Annotated in this window: 13 protein-coding genes; 6 read left to right on the forward strand and 7 right to left on the reverse strand. The window is 35.7% G+C overall.

What is annotated here, in order from left to right; translation table 11 throughout:
• Nucleotides 1-264: 264 nt before the first annotated feature.
• Complete coding sequence (locus B5X55_RS06535) at nucleotides 265-630, forward strand: DUF7009 family protein (protein ID WP_079511805.1); 366 nt, start codon at nucleotides 265-267, stop codon at nucleotides 628-630.
• 95 nt (nucleotides 631-725) lie between these two features.
• Nucleotides 726-3,023 (forward strand): FdhF/YdeP family oxidoreductase, encoded by a 2,298-nt coding sequence (locus B5X55_RS06540; protein ID WP_079511806.1) that lies wholly within the window; start codon nucleotides 726-728, stop codon nucleotides 3,021-3,023.
• Between the two features lie 184 nt (nucleotides 3,024-3,207).
• Here B5X55_RS06540 and B5X55_RS06545 read toward each other — a convergent pair whose 3' ends face one another.
• Genes B5X55_RS06545 through B5X55_RS06560 form a run of 4 tightly spaced genes read right to left on the reverse strand, consistent with a single transcriptional unit; the run spans nucleotide 3,208 to nucleotide 6,771 of the window.
• Nucleotides 3,208-4,386 carry an acyl-CoA dehydrogenase family protein gene (locus B5X55_RS06545; protein ID WP_079511807.1) on the reverse strand — a complete coding sequence of 393 codons (1,179 nt, stop codon included), beginning with the start codon at nucleotides 4,384-4,386 and terminating at the stop codon, nucleotides 3,208-3,210.
• 55 nt (nucleotides 4,387-4,441) lie between these two features.
• The gene (locus B5X55_RS06550) at nucleotides 4,442-5,152 is read right to left on the reverse strand and encodes a tRNA1(Val) (adenine(37)-N6)-methyltransferase (protein ID WP_079511808.1); all 711 of its coding nucleotides are present in this window, start codon (nucleotides 5,150-5,152) and stop codon (nucleotides 4,442-4,444) included.
• Between the two features lie 39 nt (nucleotides 5,153-5,191).
• Entirely contained in the window at nucleotides 5,192-5,905 is a 714-nt protein-coding gene (locus tag B5X55_RS06555) for a LytR/AlgR family response regulator transcription factor (protein WP_079511809.1), read from the reverse strand.
• On the reverse strand, nucleotides 5,902-6,771 hold the full coding sequence (locus B5X55_RS06560; protein WP_234999684.1) for a sensor histidine kinase: 870 nt from the start codon (nucleotides 6,769-6,771) through the stop codon (nucleotides 5,902-5,904). Before B5X55_RS06560 ends, B5X55_RS06555 begins: the two co-directional genes overlap by 4 nt.
• Before the next feature lie 582 nt (nucleotides 6,772-7,353).
• On the opposite strand from B5X55_RS06560, the gene B5X55_RS06565 reads away from it, so the two are divergent.
• Both B5X55_RS06565 and B5X55_RS06570 read left to right on the forward strand, forming a co-directional pair.
• Nucleotides 7,354-7,773 carry a carbohydrate-binding family 9-like protein gene (locus tag B5X55_RS06565; protein ID WP_079511811.1) on the forward strand — a complete coding sequence of 140 codons (420 nt, stop codon included), beginning with the start codon at nucleotides 7,354-7,356 and terminating at the stop codon, nucleotides 7,771-7,773.
• A gap of 75 nt (nucleotides 7,774-7,848) precedes the next feature.
• Complete coding sequence (locus B5X55_RS06570) at nucleotides 7,849-8,205, forward strand: hypothetical protein (RefSeq protein ID WP_079511812.1); 357 nt, start codon at nucleotides 7,849-7,851, stop codon at nucleotides 8,203-8,205.
• A gap of 77 nt (nucleotides 8,206-8,282) precedes the next feature.
• On the opposite strand, the gene B5X55_RS06575 is transcribed toward B5X55_RS06570, so the two are convergent.
• Nucleotides 8,283-9,716 carry a sulfatase family protein gene (locus B5X55_RS06575; protein ID WP_079511813.1) on the reverse strand — a complete coding sequence of 478 codons (1,434 nt, stop codon included), beginning with the start codon at nucleotides 9,714-9,716 and terminating at the stop codon, nucleotides 8,283-8,285.
• A gap of 123 nt (nucleotides 9,717-9,839) precedes the next feature.
• Between B5X55_RS06575 and B5X55_RS06580 the strand changes: the two genes are divergently transcribed.
• Nucleotides 9,840-12,605 carry a DUF7133 domain-containing protein gene (locus tag B5X55_RS06580; protein ID WP_079511814.1) on the forward strand — a complete coding sequence of 922 codons (2,766 nt, stop codon included), beginning with the start codon at nucleotides 9,840-9,842 and terminating at the stop codon, nucleotides 12,603-12,605.
• A 38-nt stretch (nucleotides 12,606-12,643) separates the two neighbouring features.
• Nucleotides 12,644-13,690 carry a sugar phosphate isomerase/epimerase family protein gene (locus tag B5X55_RS06585; protein ID WP_079511815.1) on the forward strand — a complete coding sequence of 349 codons (1,047 nt, stop codon included), beginning with the start codon at nucleotides 12,644-12,646 and terminating at the stop codon, nucleotides 13,688-13,690.
• On the opposite strand, the gene B5X55_RS06590 is transcribed toward B5X55_RS06585, so the two are convergent.
• Entirely contained in the window at nucleotides 13,687-15,744 is a 2,058-nt protein-coding gene (locus B5X55_RS06590) for an FN3 associated domain-containing protein (protein ID WP_079511816.1), read from the reverse strand. The two genes, B5X55_RS06585 and B5X55_RS06590, sit on opposite strands and share 4 nt — an antisense overlap.
• A 1-nt stretch (nucleotide 15,745) precedes the next feature.
• On the reverse strand, nucleotides 15,746-16,546 hold the full coding sequence (locus B5X55_RS06595) for a chitobiase/beta-hexosaminidase C-terminal domain-containing protein (protein ID WP_079511817.1): 801 nt from the start codon (nucleotides 16,544-16,546) through the stop codon (nucleotides 15,746-15,748).
• Nucleotide 16,547 lies beyond the last annotated feature (1 nt).

Below are 16,547 nucleotides of genomic sequence, written 5' to 3' on the forward strand. Positions count from 1 at the left end.
ATTGAATAATAATGAAAACCCCATTAAAGCGGCAGTTCTAATGGGGTTTTATTTTGCTCTAAAATGGGGTAAACTAAAAAGAGTCCAATCTTTTGAGATTGGACTCTTTTACGAGAACACTATATGAAAATGAAAAAATTTTAATTCGTTTTTTATTACATAGTAAACTTACGAGGAAGGTTGACTATTAGAAACTAATTGATGTCAACCTCTTATATTTTGTTGTGAGATGGGCTATTTTTGTTGTAAACCAAAATCATAGCTATGAAAATTCGAATAAAGGGTGATTCCATTCGGTTTAGATTAACCCAAACAGAAGTCAAAGAGCTTTCAGAAAACGGGAAGATTTATGATAGCACCAATTTTGGAAATTTAAAATTCAGTTACGGCGTTACTCTAAATAAAAATATTAACAACCTAAGTGTACGTTTTGAAAACAATGGTATCATTTTAGAAATGCCAGATGCAACAGGAAAATCTTGGTATGCGAACGACATCATCACTTTTGACAATGTCTTGAAAACATCTCAAGAAAACGATTTATACTTACTTTTAGAAAAAGATTTCACTTGTCTAGATAACACTATAGAAGACCAATCGGATAATTACCCAAACCCCAAATTAGCTTAGATTTTCTGCTTAGCCAATAAAGTGTTGTTTTGTTACGAACACTTTTTAACAGAAACGAGTCTAAAGTTTACTGTTACAATTCTTAAGTTTAGTTTATGGAGTCAAAAACGCAACGAAAAGTATCTTTTAGAGGGTCTGAAGATTTTCTTGAAATTGAATTAAAAGAACCTGTTACACATGCAGCAGGTTATTTAGGGGTACGCGAAGCCTTAAAACATACTTTTAAGGAAATGGGTGTGCTTCGTTCAATGCGAACATTACTGAGCATGAACCAAAAAGATGGCTTCGACTGCCCTAGTTGTGCATGGCCAGATCCAGAACATCCTTCTCCTGTGTCAGAATACTGTGAAAATGGCGCAAAAGCATTGGGTGATGAAGCAACTACAAGTCATATTGGTGCTGATTTTTTTCAAAAAAATTCCGTTGAAGAATTATCTCAGTTAACAGATTTTCAACTGAACAAATTTGGGCGTTTGGTAGAACCAATGGTTCTTAAACCTGGCAGCGTTCATTATGAACCTATTTCGTGGGATGAATCTTTTGAATTAATTGCATCGGAATTAAAGAAATTAAACAATCCTGATGAGGCGATTTTCTATACCTCTGGCAGATCAAGTAATGAGGCTGCGTTTTTATATGGAATGTTCGCCCGTGCATTAGGAACCAATAATTTACCCGATTGCTCAAATATGTGCCATGAAAGTAGTGGTGTAGCGCTTGGTGAAACATTAGGTATCGGCAAAGGTTCAACTACGTTGGAAGATCTTTATGAAGCCGAAGTAATACTTATTGCAGGTCAAAACCCGGGCACAAACCACCCTAGAATGCTTTCTGCTTTAGAAAAATGCAAACAGAATGGCGGTAGGGTTATAAGCATAAATCCACTTGAGGAATCAGGATTAGTGAATTTTAAAAATCCTCAAAATATAAAAGGTTGGATTGGCGGTGGGGAAGACATGGCAGATATACATCTACCTGTAAACATCAATCAAGATATTCCATTAATAAAATTAATATTAAAGAAACTAGCAGTCTTAGATAAAGAACATAAAAATGTATTTGATCATGATTTTATTCAAAAATATACCAATGGTTACGATGCGCTTATTTCTGATTTAGACACCTATTCATCGGAAGAACTATTAAAGCTAACCGGAGTACCTGAAGATAAAATAGATGAAACCGTTGCTCTTTTAGCCAACAAATCTAAAATCATTGTCTGTTGGGCCATGGGGCTTACCCAACATAAAAATGGAGTCGAAAACATTCGTGAATTCGTAAATCTACTGCTATTAAAAGGTGCTATCGGCAAACCAAATGCCGGCACTTGTCCTGTTCGTGGGCACAGTAACGTACAAGGCGACCGAAGTGTAGGCATTCAGCATTTCGTTGACAAAGAAATGAACGAACGTATTAAAAAATATTTAGGCTTTACCCCACCAGATCACGAAGGAGTAGATGTTGTAGGGTCAATGAAAGCTATGTATGAAGGAAAGGCCAAAATTTTCATGTGCCTTGGCGGTAATTTTGTAATGGCTGCGTCAGATACGGAATACACCGCCAAGGGTATACAAAAATGTGACCTTACCGTACAAATTAGTACCAAGTTGAACCGAACACATTTAATTACCGGTAAAACTGCATTGATTCTGCCAACGATAGGCAGGTCAGAAAAAGATATGAAAAACGGTATGCCCCGTCACTTCACTGTTGAAAATAGCATGGGAAGGGTGAAAAAATCTAAAGGTATTTTAAAGCCTGCTTCAGACACTATCATGAGTGAACCAGAAATTATCGCCAATATAGGTCATGCTTTCTTTGGCGAGAACCACGCTATGAATTGGAAATCTTTAGGTGATGACTACGAACTAATTAGAACACAAATAGACCAAGTAGCTAAAGGGTTTAATAAAACCAAAGAACGCTCAGAAGGTGCAGGGTACTACTTACCCAATAATGTACGTGATTTAGATTTTAGCATGCTACCTAATGGAAAAGCTCAGATATCTATCAACAAGTTACCACTTCACGAATTGGCAAAAGATGAATACATGTTAATGACCATACGTTCGCATGATCAATTCAACACTACTATATATGGTTTAGATGATCGCTATCGTGGCGTGTACAATGCACGAAGAGTTATTTTCATGAATAGTAATGATATGAAAGCCGTAGGTCTCAAAAAATTAGACATCGTTGATATTACCAGTACGTATGATACCACCGTAAGAGTTGCCCATAATTTCAAAGTAGTACCTTATAATATACCATCGGGCAATTTGGCTTCTTACTTTCCTGAAACAAACGTTTTGGTACCCTATAATCACTTTGCAGATCGCAGTAAAACTCCAATAAGTAAATCAATAAAGGTGAGATTGGTAAAGAAATAGTAGTCTATAATACTTTATTTTCGGTTGTTACGTACATACTTATTTTAAACCATAAAGCATAAAAAAGCCAATGTTTCCATCGGCTAAGTTATATCATAAACATGCACACATCTTATTTCGTGCTACTCAAAGATAGATTGAGATTTATCAATGCATGTTATGGCTATTAAAGTAAAATGTTATTTTATTGAAAAGCTGGCATACCTGTAATATCAGCACCGGTAATCAACAAATGTATATCATGAGTACCCTCATAAGTAATCACACTTTCTAGATTCATCATGTGTCTCATAATACTATACTCACCAGTAATACCCATACCGCCTAAAACCTGTCTTGCTTCACGCGCTATATTTATGGCCATTTCAACATTGTTCCTTTTTGCCATTGAAATCTGTGCAGTTGTTGCTTTCCCCTCGTTCTTTAGTTGCCCCAAACGAAAAGCTAATAATTGAGCCTTGGTAATTTCAGTAATCATTTCGGCTAATTTCTTTTGTTGTAATTGTGTTGCAGCAATTGGCTTCCCAAATTGAATTCTCTCTTTTGCATATCTCAATGCAGTATCATAACAATCCATTGCCGCCCCAATAGCACCCCATGCAATTCCAAATCTAGCAGAATCCAAGCATCCTAAAGGTGCTCCTAAGCCTGATTTATTAGGTAATAAATTCTCTTTAGGAACTTTTACATTATCGAAAATCAATTCACCTGTTGCCGAAGCTCTTAATGACCATTTATTATGTGTTTCTGGTGTTGTAAAACCTTCCATCCCACGCTCTACAATTAGACCGTGTATACGACCTTCTTCATTCTTTGCCCATACCACTGCTATATCACAGAATGGTGAATTTGAAATCCACAATTTGGCTCCATTCAAAAGATAATGATCACCCATATCTTTATATTTGGTTTCCATGCCGCTTGGGTTAGAACCATGGTTTGGCTCCGTTAATCCGAAAGACCCCATCCATTCCCCTGTTGCTAATTTTGGTAAATACTTTTTACGTTGTTCTTCAGTGCCGTAAGTAAATATAGGATACATCACCAAAGAAGATTGCACCGATGCTGTTGACCGTACTCCACTATCTCCCCTCTCAATTTCTTGCATGATGAGGCCGTAACTAATTTGATCTAAACCAGCACCACCGTACTCTTCAGGAATATATGGTCCGAAGGCACCAATTTCTGCAAGACCACCAATAATCTGTTTTGGAAATTCTGCTTTTTGTGCATATTCCTCAATTATAGGTGACACATCTCTTTTTACCCATTGGCGCGCTGCATCACGTACCAATAAATGTTCTTCTGAAAATAAATCATCTAAATTATAATAGTCTGGTGCTTCAAATAAATCAGGTCTCATAACATTGCTTTTATCAAAGATAATTAAAGAAATATAACATTATGCAACCCTATAGTTACATTTTTAAATAAAAATCTTTTGTTAGTTTAATGTAATCCATTGTATACACATGTCTCTCTTTTTCAATGGTTAAATCTAATACCTCGTATGCTTTTTCTAGCTTAGTAAACTCTAACAACACCCTTTTTACTTCTGCAGCAGGGTTACCTTTTACATGCAAACAACGACTGGGAAATAAATCAAAGGTTGCAGCCATTCGTATAAAATCATCTTTTTCCTTAAAAGGTATTATAGTACTAAAGATTCCATTTTCAGAAATTAGTACTGAAACCGCTTCTAGTAGTTCATTGAAAGGGAGAAATTCATTTTGTCTAGCCTGATCTCTTTGTAAATCACCTGAAGTAACGCTTTCAGTATAAAAAGGAGGGTTACACACAATTACATCATATAAATCTTCAATTTCTTCAATAAACTCATCTAAACCAGCATGATAACAATAAAGTCTATCACCCCATAAAGAATTTTCAAAATTCTCTACACATTGCTCATACGCATTCGAATCTATTTCAATAGCATCTATGACTTCAGCGTTGCTTCTTTGTGCGAGCATTAAAGCAATAACGCCAGTGCCTACGCCAATATCCAATATAGATTCAGCATTTTTGATATCAGCCCAAGCGCCAAGTAAAACACCATCCGTACCAATTTTCATAGCACAACGATCTTGGTTGATTTCAAATTGTTTAAATCGAAATAGCTCGCTCATTAGAGAATCCCTTTAAAAATGGCCGATAATATCCTATCACTACTCATTCAAATCTTTCAAAATTCTACTCTTTGCATCGTTTAAATAACTTCTACCAATAGTATATCGTATTCCGCCTATTTCAACGCTATTACCCTCAACTACACTAACCTTATCGACAGCAATCGTGTAAGACCTATGAATACGTATAAAATTATCGCCAGGCAATTCATCAGTAAAACTGCTTAAGGTTTTATGAATAATGTACTTTGCCGTGGGAGTTATAATTCTGATATAATCTTTAAGACTTTCTATCACCATTATTTCATCTAGAAATATTTTCTGTAATTTCTTCTTATCGACCTTAACAAAAATTGAAGGCTTTTCGTCTTTACCATTAACAATCTTATTCACCCCTTGTTTAAGACCTATAACTCTATCTACAGATTTAAAAAATCTTGGTAAGGATATTGGCTTTACTAGATAATCTATTGCTTCGAGCTCAAAACTTTTTAAGGCATGTTCTTCATGTGCCGTTGTCATAATCACAAAAGGTTTTTGATGAAGTGTGCTCAAAAATTCTAACCCATTTAGGTAAGGCATATTAATATCTAAAAACATAATATCAACAGGGTTGTCCCTTAAAAAAGTAGAGGCATCCATGGCATTAGAAAATGTTCCTTCTAATTGCAACTCTTTTACCTTAAGAATATAGTTTTTAATTACATTAACCGCCAATGGTTCATCATCTACAACAATCACTTTCAAAATCATATTACCTTAAGCTTTAAAATAACATTAAACATTTTATTCTCATCGAAAATAGATAGCTCATAATCGCTTTTAGCATACCCAAGTTCTAAACGCTTTTTTACATTAGAAAGACCAATACCACCTGACTTTACCGGATACTGAAATTTCTTATGGGGATTAGGTATTGTATTTGACACCTTAAAAATCATAAAACCTTCAATGACTTGCAAATCGATATCAATTTTCATTTCACCGATATTCTTACTTGCACCATGTTTAAAACAGTTCTCCACCAAAGGAATTAATAACATAGGAGCAATTTTACAATTGTCAAGATCTCCTGAAATATTCATTTCTATCTTAAGACTATCGTCAAATCTAATACGCTCCAAATCTATGTAATTCTTAATACAATTAATCTCACTGGTTAAATCTTGTCTTTGTTTCTTTGTTGCGTACAACAAATACCGCATTAGTTCAGATAATTTAAGAATAACCTCAGGTGCTTGATCCGACTTCTCTAGGGTTAAAGAGTATATATTATTGAGTGTATTAAAGAAAAAATGTGGAGATACTTGAGACCTTAAAAAACGTAACTCAGTTTTCAATTGCCGCTTTTCTAAATCGTGAAGCTTACTACTTTCACGTAACCAATCTATAGTTAGCTTTATAGCCGTAAAAAAGGAAATAACATATACCTCGCCAATCATGGTCTGAATAGCATAACCGATGGTAAGCGTATTTACAGCCTCGGGCGCCTCGGGCATTACATCTGTGCTAACCAAGTAATACGTTAAATTGTATTTAAACAAAAGCATAATGAACAATGCCAAAAGAATATAGGCGGTATATTGAACATACTTTTTTGTGTAAATAAATTTTGGCATTAAATAATACGCATTTAAATAAGCCAAAAACATATGAATAGGAAAACCTATTAAATTAGTTCTGAAGGAAAGTAAAAAATCATCGTGAATAAAACTCCACCGAAAAGTGTTGAACACAAAATAAATCGACCAAAATAAAACATGGTGCAATGGTTTAATATCATTGTCACCAAAAAATTTAGGCCTCCGTAAAAAATTTAATATCTTATGATGCATAGATAAAAGTCATTCCTTTTTATATCCATAATTGACGTTGGACATCAATCTGATGTTGTTAAGCTAAATTTATTCCCACACTCGCTAACTTTAAAAATATTCAAGGGAAATTATGAAATGTAATAAATTGCTATTTGTTGCTAAAAGTAATTAAAAACCACAATAGGCTTAAATTCAATTTAAAAATGGAACAAATTGCAAGTCTACAATTTTAACTTTAATGAATTTAGGATTACAATAATTTTCCACGAATTCAGCCAAATAAATTAAAATTGTATCGAACCAAAAGTGAAATTTATTTTCACGCATATCTCGAAAGTTTTATTTAGTATCTAAAAAAAATCAACATAACCAACCAATTGAGGCATGGCAATTTTTGAATACAACTCGATAAAGACAAAAAAGACCGTGGCAATTGTATTGTTTCTTTTGTATATAGGGAGCATCTCTCTATTGGCCCAAAATACACCTCAAACCTTTGTTGCTCAAAAGACTAACGAAACTTTAATTATTGACGGAAAAATGGATGAATCTTCTTGGAATAAAGCTAAGTGGACGAATAATTTTATAGATATTGAAGGTAGTAAAAAGCCTATCTATACCACTAAAATAAAAATGATTTGGGATGAAAGCTACCTATACTTTTTTGCTGAATTGAAAGAACCACATGTCTGGGCTACATTAAAACAAAAGGATACTATTATTTTTTACAATAATGATTTTGACGCAAACGGAAATAGCGATATCGTATTGGGTTTATATAATAAAGAGAAGCATTACCCATAGCGGGGCTTCTCATGCTCATCTTAGCAAATACCAGATTTAAAGAAAAAAATTGAAAAATATGATGCTTTCGCCTTCATGGAAATAGAAGATGTCTACGGAGAAGAAAAGCTAAACCATTCGCTTCATTACCGCACAGATACATTTGCTTCTGTTTATATGGAAAATATGGGTGACGGTACTTTTAAAGTAAAAGATTTACCCAATATAGCACAACTATCGAAACTTAACGATATGCTTATAAGGGATTTTAACGACGATGGTGCGCTTGATGTTTTGGCAATTGGAAATCTATATGTTTCAGAAATAGAAACACCTAGAAACGACGCAGGAACAGGTGTTCTTCTCTTAGTTGATGGTAAGCGTTACTTTACAGCAAAACGAGGTTCTAAAATAGGGTTTTATGCCGCCAAAGATGTCAAAAAGATTATGTAATGGTAGTGAATAATGATGATGAACTTCAGTTTTTCGAAATACAGAAGTACTAATTTATTATATCCATAATTGATAAATCACTCTTTAATTCCGGGTGCTCTATTTTCTAGACCTTCCATACCCATTAAAGAGTCCCCTAGCCTTGTACGCATATCATCTGCTAGTTTCTTGATTGTGGCAATTACTTTAGCATTGCTTGCAGCCACATTATTTGTTTCACTAGCATCTGATTCTAAATCATACAATTCAATTTGCTTTAAATCAACCATTTTATATTCACCTGGCAAGCCGTCCTTTCCAGGTGTTTGACCATTCATTGTTCTATACGTGTGTGGAAAATATAACTTCCATTTTCCATAACGCACTCCGAATAACTCATTAACTCGGTAATAAAAGAAATAAGCTTCCTGCGGACTTTCATTTGTTTTACCCGTCAATAAACTCCATGCGCTTTTACCATCTATTACCTCATCAGGAAGTTCAGAGTTTGTTACCTCTGCGAGGGATGGGAAAATATCGATAGCCATTAATGGAGCATCTATTGTAACCCCTGCTTCAATTTCTTTCGGATACTTAATTATAAAAGGTTCTCGTTGGCCACCTTCCCAGCCAGTACCTTTACCTTCTCTAAAAGGATATGCACTACCTGAATGATTACCGTATGCCAGCCATGGTCCATTATCTGATGTAAAAATTATAATTGTGTTCTCGGTTAAGCCATTTTTCTCTACGGACTTTATAATTTCACCAACCGACCAATCTAGCTCCATAATCACATCACCATAAAGACCTCTATTCGACTTGCCTCTAAACTTATCGGAAACAAAAAGAGGAACATGAGGTTGAGGATGCGGAACATATAAGAAAAATGGATTATCCTTATTCCGTTCAATAAAATCAACACTGTGCTGGGTAATCAATGTTGTTAAGTTTGTCTGATCTGTCAGGGTATCGATTACTTTCTCGTTCTCATATAATGGTAAAGGACCAAAATCAAATATTGGGCCTTGCTGAGGATGTAATGGCCACATATCGTTAGAATACGGAATTCCGAAATACTCGTCAAATCCCTGCTTAGTCGGCATAAACTCAGCCGCATCACCTAAGTGCCACTTCCCAAATATCGCTGTTGCATAGCCTTTATTTTTTAGCATTTCTGCAAGAGTAGTCTCTTTAGGGTTAAGTCCTTTCTTACTATTTGGCATAAGAGCATTATGTATACCTATGCGATTGGGATAACTACCTGTTAGAATAGCAGCTCGTGAAGCTGAACAAACCGCCTGAGCGGCATAAAAATTCGTGAGCTTCGCCCCATCTTTAGCCATTTGATCAAGATTGGGCGTAGCAATATCCTCGGCCCCAAATACACCTACATCATTATACCCTTGGTCATCTGTGAAAATTAAAATGATATTGGGCAATAAATCTTGTTGACCTTCAGGTTTCTGTCCAGATGTTTTTTGCCAAATAAATAATGATAATACCAGCAAAAAGTGAATTTTTCCAATCATTACATTTTTTTTAACAATAATAAAAGTAAATACTAAAAATTAAATGAAGCTAACAAAGTAAATTTTAATAATTTCAAAGATTAGAAAATCGCCTTTGTTGTATTTAAATCATTACTATCTTAAATGAAAACATCACTACTTTTTAGTACAATTATTATTTCTGGCCTATTGTTTAGTTGTAACAGAGAAAAAACAAGCCCAAAACCCGTAGATGTTGTTATTAACTCGATGTCAGATTCACTTCCAGTTTTAACTCTTCCAGAAGATGCAGACCCAGAAAATGAAGATTGGGCAGGGATAGACCTTGAACCAAAATCTCCTGTACTTCCCCTTTTCCCAGAACAAGAAGCAGCAAAGTTCTTACTTCCTGAAGGATATCATATTGAACCCATTCTAACAGAACCCCAAATTGAACAGCCAGGAGCTATTTCTTTTGATGGAAACGGTAGAATGTATGTATTAGAATTAAGAACCTATATGCTAACTGCAGATTCTGATGGTACTTTAGACCCAAAAAGCAGAATCTCTAGATGGGAGGATAAAGACAATGATGGCATCTACGAAACAGGAACCGTATTTGTTGATAGTTTAATTTTTCCGCGGTTTGTATTGCCATACGGTAAGGATTGTATTTTAACTATGGAATCGGATACCGACAATGTGTATAAATATACAGATACTACTGGCGATGGTAAAGCCGATAAAAAAGAGTTTTTTACCAATAAATATGGCAGGTCTGGCAATGTAGAGCATCAACAAGCATTTATGTATTATGGAATGGACAATTGGCTATACAGCACGGTAAATGCATTTAGAGTTAAAGAAACACCAAATGGCGTAATAAGGGAAAAAACTGGCTACAATAGAGCACAATGGGGTGTTACGCATGATGATGATGGAAAATTATGGTTTCAAGGAGGTGCTAGCGGAGTACCATCTCATTTTCAATTTCCCATTCATTATGGAAATTACACTATTGAAAACGAATTGGCAGAAGGGTTTAAAGTACCCTATGGCGCTGCTGTTAAAATTGCAGACATGCAAGGAGGTATGGATCAGATAAGAGCGGCAGATGGATCATTGAACAGTGTCACCGGTTCAGCAGGTAATGATATTTACCGTGGTGATCGTTTACCATCTGAATTATATGGTCAGTATTTTTATGGCGAACCCGTTGCGAGAATCGTAAGGCAAATTAATCCGGTAGTTTCTGAAGGTTTAACCACCTTACACAATGCCTATCAAGAAGAACAATCTGAATTTCTTCGTTCTACAGACCCATTATTTAGACCTGTAGACATGACCACCGCTCCCGATGGCACTTTATATATTACTGATATGTATCATGGTATTATTCAAGAAGGGCAATGGGCACAAAAAGGAACCTATCTGAGAACCAAAATAGAACAATACCAATTGGATAAAGTGATCGGACTAGGTAGAATATGGCGTATTACCCATGATAGTAAAGAACGTGACAAGACCCAACCTAAAATGTTCGATAAAACTCCGGGTGAATTAATAACGTATTTGGAACACCCTAACGGTTGGTGGCGAGACAAGGCCCAACAATTAATTGTTCTTTCACGTGACCAGAGTACCGTGCCAGAACTACGAAAGGTGGCATTATCGAATAAAAATCAATTTGCTAGAACCCATGCCATTTGGTGTCTAGAAGGTCTTGGAGCGCTACAAACAGACCTATTGACAACACTTTTTCAAGACCCTGATCCTAAAATAAGAAGACAAGCAATCCGCGCTAGCGAAACATTGTATAAATCTGGGAATAAAAGTCTAGCAACATCCTATTTAAAATTATTGGAGGATGTCAATGTAGATGTAGCCCTACAAGCCATGTTAACCGTTAAGTTTCTTGAGGTACCCAATTATCAAAAAGCTCTTTCCAAGATTGTAAAAACCAATCAAGCTAAAGGAATACAAACAGTGGGCACTCAAATATTAACCCCTTTAAAACAAGAAAATCGTTGGAATCGAAATGAAGTTCTTTTGAGTGAGGTACAGCAAGAAAGTTTGGAAAAAGGCAAAGTGATATTCAATGAACTTTGTGTACAATGCCACGGCAACGATGGCACAGGAACTCCATTAGGAAATGGAACCGTAATGGCCCCACCTTTATCTGGATCCATAAGGGTACAAGAACATCCAGAATATATTATTAAAACCATTCTTCATGGTCTAGAAGGTCCTTTAGATGGTAAAACGTATGCTGCTGGTATTATGGTAGGTAATAAAGAACAATCTGATGATTGGGTTGCTGCGATAGCCTCCTATATTAGAAACAACCTATCTAACGAAGCTTCAACCGTGACCAGTGAATATGTAGCCGAAGTAAGATCGAAAACCCTTAACCAAAAAGGAACCTATAGATATAATGAGTTAATTCAATCTGTACCGACTTCATTACCATTACAACCTGATTGGAAGGTTACAGCAAGTCACACAGCGCCTAATCGAATTGGAGGAACAGCTTCGCCAAAAAGTGCATTTAATTTTGAGGGATGGACTACCGGTGAAAATCAAAAGGAAGGAATGTGGTTTCAAATTGAATTTCCAAATGCTTTAGAACTTACTGGTTTACAATTCAATTCCCCTCCAATATCAAGAGGTTGGAGAGAAGGATCACCACCGCCATTACAAACATTTGCAAATTCTTATGAAATATTGACTTCAAAGGATGGAAAAAATTGGGTTGTGTTGGATAAAGGTGAAGGAACAGACCAAGATTTTAAATTAGATTTCAATCCGGTTACGACAAAATTTTTAAAATTTAAATTGACCTCTACCGTAAAAGATGAGAATGAAATTCCATGGCGTATAAGACAGTTAAAACTATATGCTCTAAATACACAAAAGGAACTATCTAAATAAACGTATTTCAATTTTTCACAGCACCAAAACCTATCATAATGAAACCAAAAAATTCAATTCAACAACGAAGGTCTTTTCTTAAAAACTCAACAGCGCTAATTGCTGGTGCAACCCTATTAGGACCTTCCGTTTTTGGAGCACCTAGTTTTCTAAATTTTACGACACAACCAAATTCTAAAATTAAGGGCGTTCAATTGGGTCTTATCACCTACTCGTTTAGAACTATGCCAGACCAAAGCGCTGAAGCTACATTGCAATATATTTTAGATACTGGAATAAATGCAGTAGAACTTATGGGAGACCCTGCAGAACAATATGCAGGAAAACCAGAGAGTCCCGTAAACAGAATGGCTTTTTATGGTCTAATGAGACGGAAAAGGAACAATGAACTGAATGATGAAGAGGAAAAGGAATTTATAGAAATGCAATCGAAATTAGAGGCATATAGTAAAACCGTTGCGGCCTGGCGTGCAACGGTCTCGATGGACAAGTTTGTAGCGCTTCGTAAAATGTATAATGATGCTGGTGTAAACATTTATGCTTTTAAGCCAAATGCCTTTGGAAAAGACAATACTGACGAAGAAATCAATTGGGGCATGAAAGCAGCTAAAGCTCTAGGTGCTAGTCATGTAACTTTAGAACACCCTAGCGATGACGCACACACGTTAAAATTGGGTCAAATGGCAGAAAAACATGATGTTTTTGTAGCTTACCATGGTCATGAACAACAAACTCCTACCTTTTGGGATACAGCCTTAGAACAATCTAGCCATAATGCTTTAAACCTAGACCTAGGCCATTTTGTAGCTGCAGGAAACGAAGCCCCTCTAGAAATTGTAAAGGAAAAACACAGCCATATCAAGAGTATGCACTTAAAAGATAGACAAACTCCTGAACATGATAAAGGCAATGTATTATGGGGAACCGGTGACACACCTATTGTTGAAGTACTACAATTAATGCGAGACAATAAATATACATTCCCGGCAACTATTGAATTAGAATATGATATTCCAGAAGGGTCTGATGCGGTTCAAGAAGTTAAGAAATGTCTAGCCTATGCTAAAAAAGCTTTAGAAAGTTAATTAAGTACAACCTCATCAATAAAAATCCAGCTTTTACCACCCGGATTGGTATGCCAATCTGGGTTTTTTAGTGGACTTTGTATTTGTAATTTCACATACTTAGCATCGGTAGGTGTAAACTCCATATCGAAAAAAGCTAGCTTTACTTCTGCATTAGGGCTTTCAATACCCATGTCCTTTCTTCCAATTTCTTTAAAATTAACACCATCATTAGAAGATGAAATAACAAAGGCAGTTGGGTAAAAAATCCAACTAGCAGGTGCCGATAATGCCCCTATCGAAACTTTCGAAATAGTATTCTTTTCTTTGAGTTCTATTATAGCATTTAAGTGCTTACCCTCGAAACCTAACCAATTACCATCAACAAAATTGATAGAACCTCGTTTTTGATCTATTAAGGTTTTACCTTTTTGACCTTTATATTTTTCGTTTGGAGTAGTAAGTAAGTTTACATCGGTATATGCTATATTATTTTTAATAAAGGTTCGTTCAGTCACAAAACTAGGCTCCCAATCTTTCTTAACTGCAATGGCTTTCACACTAGCAGTATTATTTAAAATAATATTAGCCTCATATTTTGTAGAAGATGAATTTGGCACAGAGCCATCAAGCGTGTAATAAATATCAGTTCCTTCAAAAAGATTTTCAATTGTAAGTACTAGGCTGTCACTAAAAAAACTGGCATCACTTAAAATAGTTGGCGGATCTAGTACTGTCGCTTCAAATAAATCTGCCTCTAATTGCTGAATTGTAAGATTAGGTAGGTTCCGTTGCAATTGAACTAAACCGTCATCAGTAACATCTGTTTTCCAGAGGTAAATATTTTGCAACTTTTTATTCCTTTTTAATTCTTGTATTAATTTATCGGTAACCGAAGTTCCATAAAGATTTAATGACTCTAACAGTTCAAAATCAACAAGGTATTTACCAATAGCATCTGTCACTTTAGTATTCTGTAGTTTTAGTTTCAAAAGATTTCTAAATGGCCTAATGTATGACATTAACTCATCATTGAAATTGCTAAAACCAAGGTCTATCTCGACAATATTTGGAGCATATTCCTCCAATGCTTTCAATTGGTCTTTTGTGATGGAATCTATACCCGCCAAATTCACTGCCAACAATTGGTTTTTTCCAGAAAGTGTCTGTATAGGTATACCAGCATTTCTCATACCTTGTAGCCAATCTTTAGGAACCTCTTTTGCTTCTTTTGACAAGACTGCTATTGTAGATGTATCTTGCTCTAACGAAGTTAGCACTGCAGCCATTCTTTCTTCTGTAGATAATTCCATCACCCTACAATCAAAACAATGGTTATTTTCCATCCACCATTCTAATAAGGCTTTTTCATTATCTGTCAATTGAACTTTTCCTTTCGGTGGCATATGGTCCTCATTTTCTATAGGTAAATGCACACGCTCAAGAAATAGCGAACCAGTACTTCCACTTAGAGTGTCTAATAGTCTGCCATTGTCCCCACCTTTAATCATTTCATTGGGAGAACTCATTACCAAGCCACCTTTCGCCTTGCTTGCATTATGACAACTCATACATTTATCATCTAAAATAGGTTGAATGATTTGAGCATATACTTGAGCCTCTTGCACATTGGTGATGACAATCTCTTCCTTTTCTTCTACGAACAGATAATCTTCGCCGTGGGTCATGTTTCCGCCGAAGTGACCTGTAAGGCTAATTAAACCAAGAACAACTAGGAACAAAGGAATATATGTTTTGTTCACCCCATTTCGCTTACTTCTTTTTACCAAATACAGAAGTATGGTGGTAATGGTAAACGCAACAGCCATCCATCTATGTAGAAAAATAGCATCTTCATCATAGCCACTTTCTTCGCTCAACAACCAGCCCGTACCTAAAGACAGTATAGCTGTAACGCCAGCAACCAATAGTGTAAACTCAATAACTTCATCAAATGATTTCTTAGCTATAAATCTACTATACACTTCGAGCAAAAACGTCAACAAAATAATACCGATGGGTAAATGCACGAAAAGTGGGTGAAGATGACCTATTTGTATTCCTAATTGAATCATTCTATTGAATTATAATTTCGTCTATAAATAACCATGGTGTACTACCTTTTCCTTGATGCCATTCTGGTATTTCAGCAAGAGGATAGACTACAACAGTAAATTCACTATAGGTACCTTTTGTAATAGGAACACTTAAAAATGTAGCACCACTTGAAGTTTCAATCGCACTATTTGGGTTCGATAGTACACCAACTTTTTCGCCTTCATTAAATACTTCGATTTTGGCGGGAGCAAAAATCCAATTAGACTGATTCGTAAGTACGCTAAGAACAAGGTTTGACACCTCAATATTTGAGTTCAATTTTATCGCAGCTGAAATGGTATCAGTTTGAAAACCCATCCACTGTTTATCTCCACCAAATTGCTCTGCACCATTAATAAAATCTCCCAAACCTGCAGCACCTAAACCAGGATAATTCTCACTTGCGCTTGGCGTAAGTATTATCTCTTCAATCGTTTTCTCGGTAGAAGTTTTCACCACCTCTACTTGGACCTCTTCACTCTCTAAATAATCAGGATGATAAACTTTCGCTTTTATTACTGCACTTTCGGTTAATTCTAATGGCGCAGTATATATTTTAGAACTTTGATTAACTGCACCGCCATTAAATGAATATTTTATAACAGCATTCGGAAAGTCAAAACTAATTCGCACAGTCGTTATGGAGTCAAAAAATACAGAAGACACATTTAATTGCGGAGCTGATAATGGAAAAATTTCCGTAGACGCATTAATAGAATTCTGAGAAATACATGCTTGACATAACATGACTAATGCCAAAAGTGAATAGATAGTGCGCATG

Source organism: Maribacter arcticus (assembly GCF_900167935.1).
In the GTDB taxonomy this organism is placed as follows: Bacteria; Bacteroidota; Bacteroidia; order Flavobacteriales; family Flavobacteriaceae; genus Maribacter; species Maribacter arcticus.

Bases quoted from the DNA above. Each gene is read 5' to 3' on its own strand.
- B5X55_RS06560 (WP_234999684.1), bottom strand. From the start codon at position 6,771: ATGCCAAAATTTATTTACACAAAAAAGTATGTTCAATATACCGCCTAT.
- B5X55_RS06570 (WP_079511812.1), top strand. From the start codon at position 7,849: ATGGAAATAGAAGATGTCTACGGAGAAGAAAAGCTAAACCATTCGCTT.
- B5X55_RS06555 (WP_079511809.1), bottom strand. From the start codon at position 5,905: ATGATTTTGAAAGTGATTGTTGTAGATGATGAACCATTGGCGGTTAAT.
- B5X55_RS06575 (WP_079511813.1), bottom strand. From the start codon at position 9,716: ATGATTGGAAAAATTCACTTTTTGCTGGTATTATCATTATTTATTTGG.
- B5X55_RS06535 (WP_079511805.1), top strand. From the start codon at position 265: ATGAAAATTCGAATAAAGGGTGATTCCATTCGGTTTAGATTAACCCAA.
- B5X55_RS06590 (WP_079511816.1), bottom strand. From the start codon at position 15,744: ATGATTCAATTAGGAATACAAATAGGTCATCTTCACCCACTTTTCGTG.
- B5X55_RS06585 (WP_079511815.1), top strand. From the start codon at position 12,644: ATGAAACCAAAAAATTCAATTCAACAACGAAGGTCTTTTCTTAAAAAC.
- B5X55_RS06580 (WP_079511814.1), top strand. From the start codon at position 9,840: ATGAAAACATCACTACTTTTTAGTACAATTATTATTTCTGGCCTATTG.
- B5X55_RS06550 (WP_079511808.1), bottom strand. From the start codon at position 5,152: ATGAGCGAGCTATTTCGATTTAAACAATTTGAAATCAACCAAGATCGT.
- B5X55_RS06545 (WP_079511807.1), bottom strand. From the start codon at position 4,386: ATGAGACCTGATTTATTTGAAGCACCAGACTATTATAATTTAGATGAT.
- B5X55_RS06595 (WP_079511817.1), bottom strand. From the start codon at position 16,546: ATGCGCACTATCTATTCACTTTTGGCATTAGTCATGTTATGTCAAGCA.
- B5X55_RS06540 (WP_079511806.1), top strand. From the start codon at position 726: ATGGAGTCAAAAACGCAACGAAAAGTATCTTTTAGAGGGTCTGAAGAT.
- B5X55_RS06565 (WP_079511811.1), top strand. From the start codon at position 7,354: ATGGCAATTTTTGAATACAACTCGATAAAGACAAAAAAGACCGTGGCA.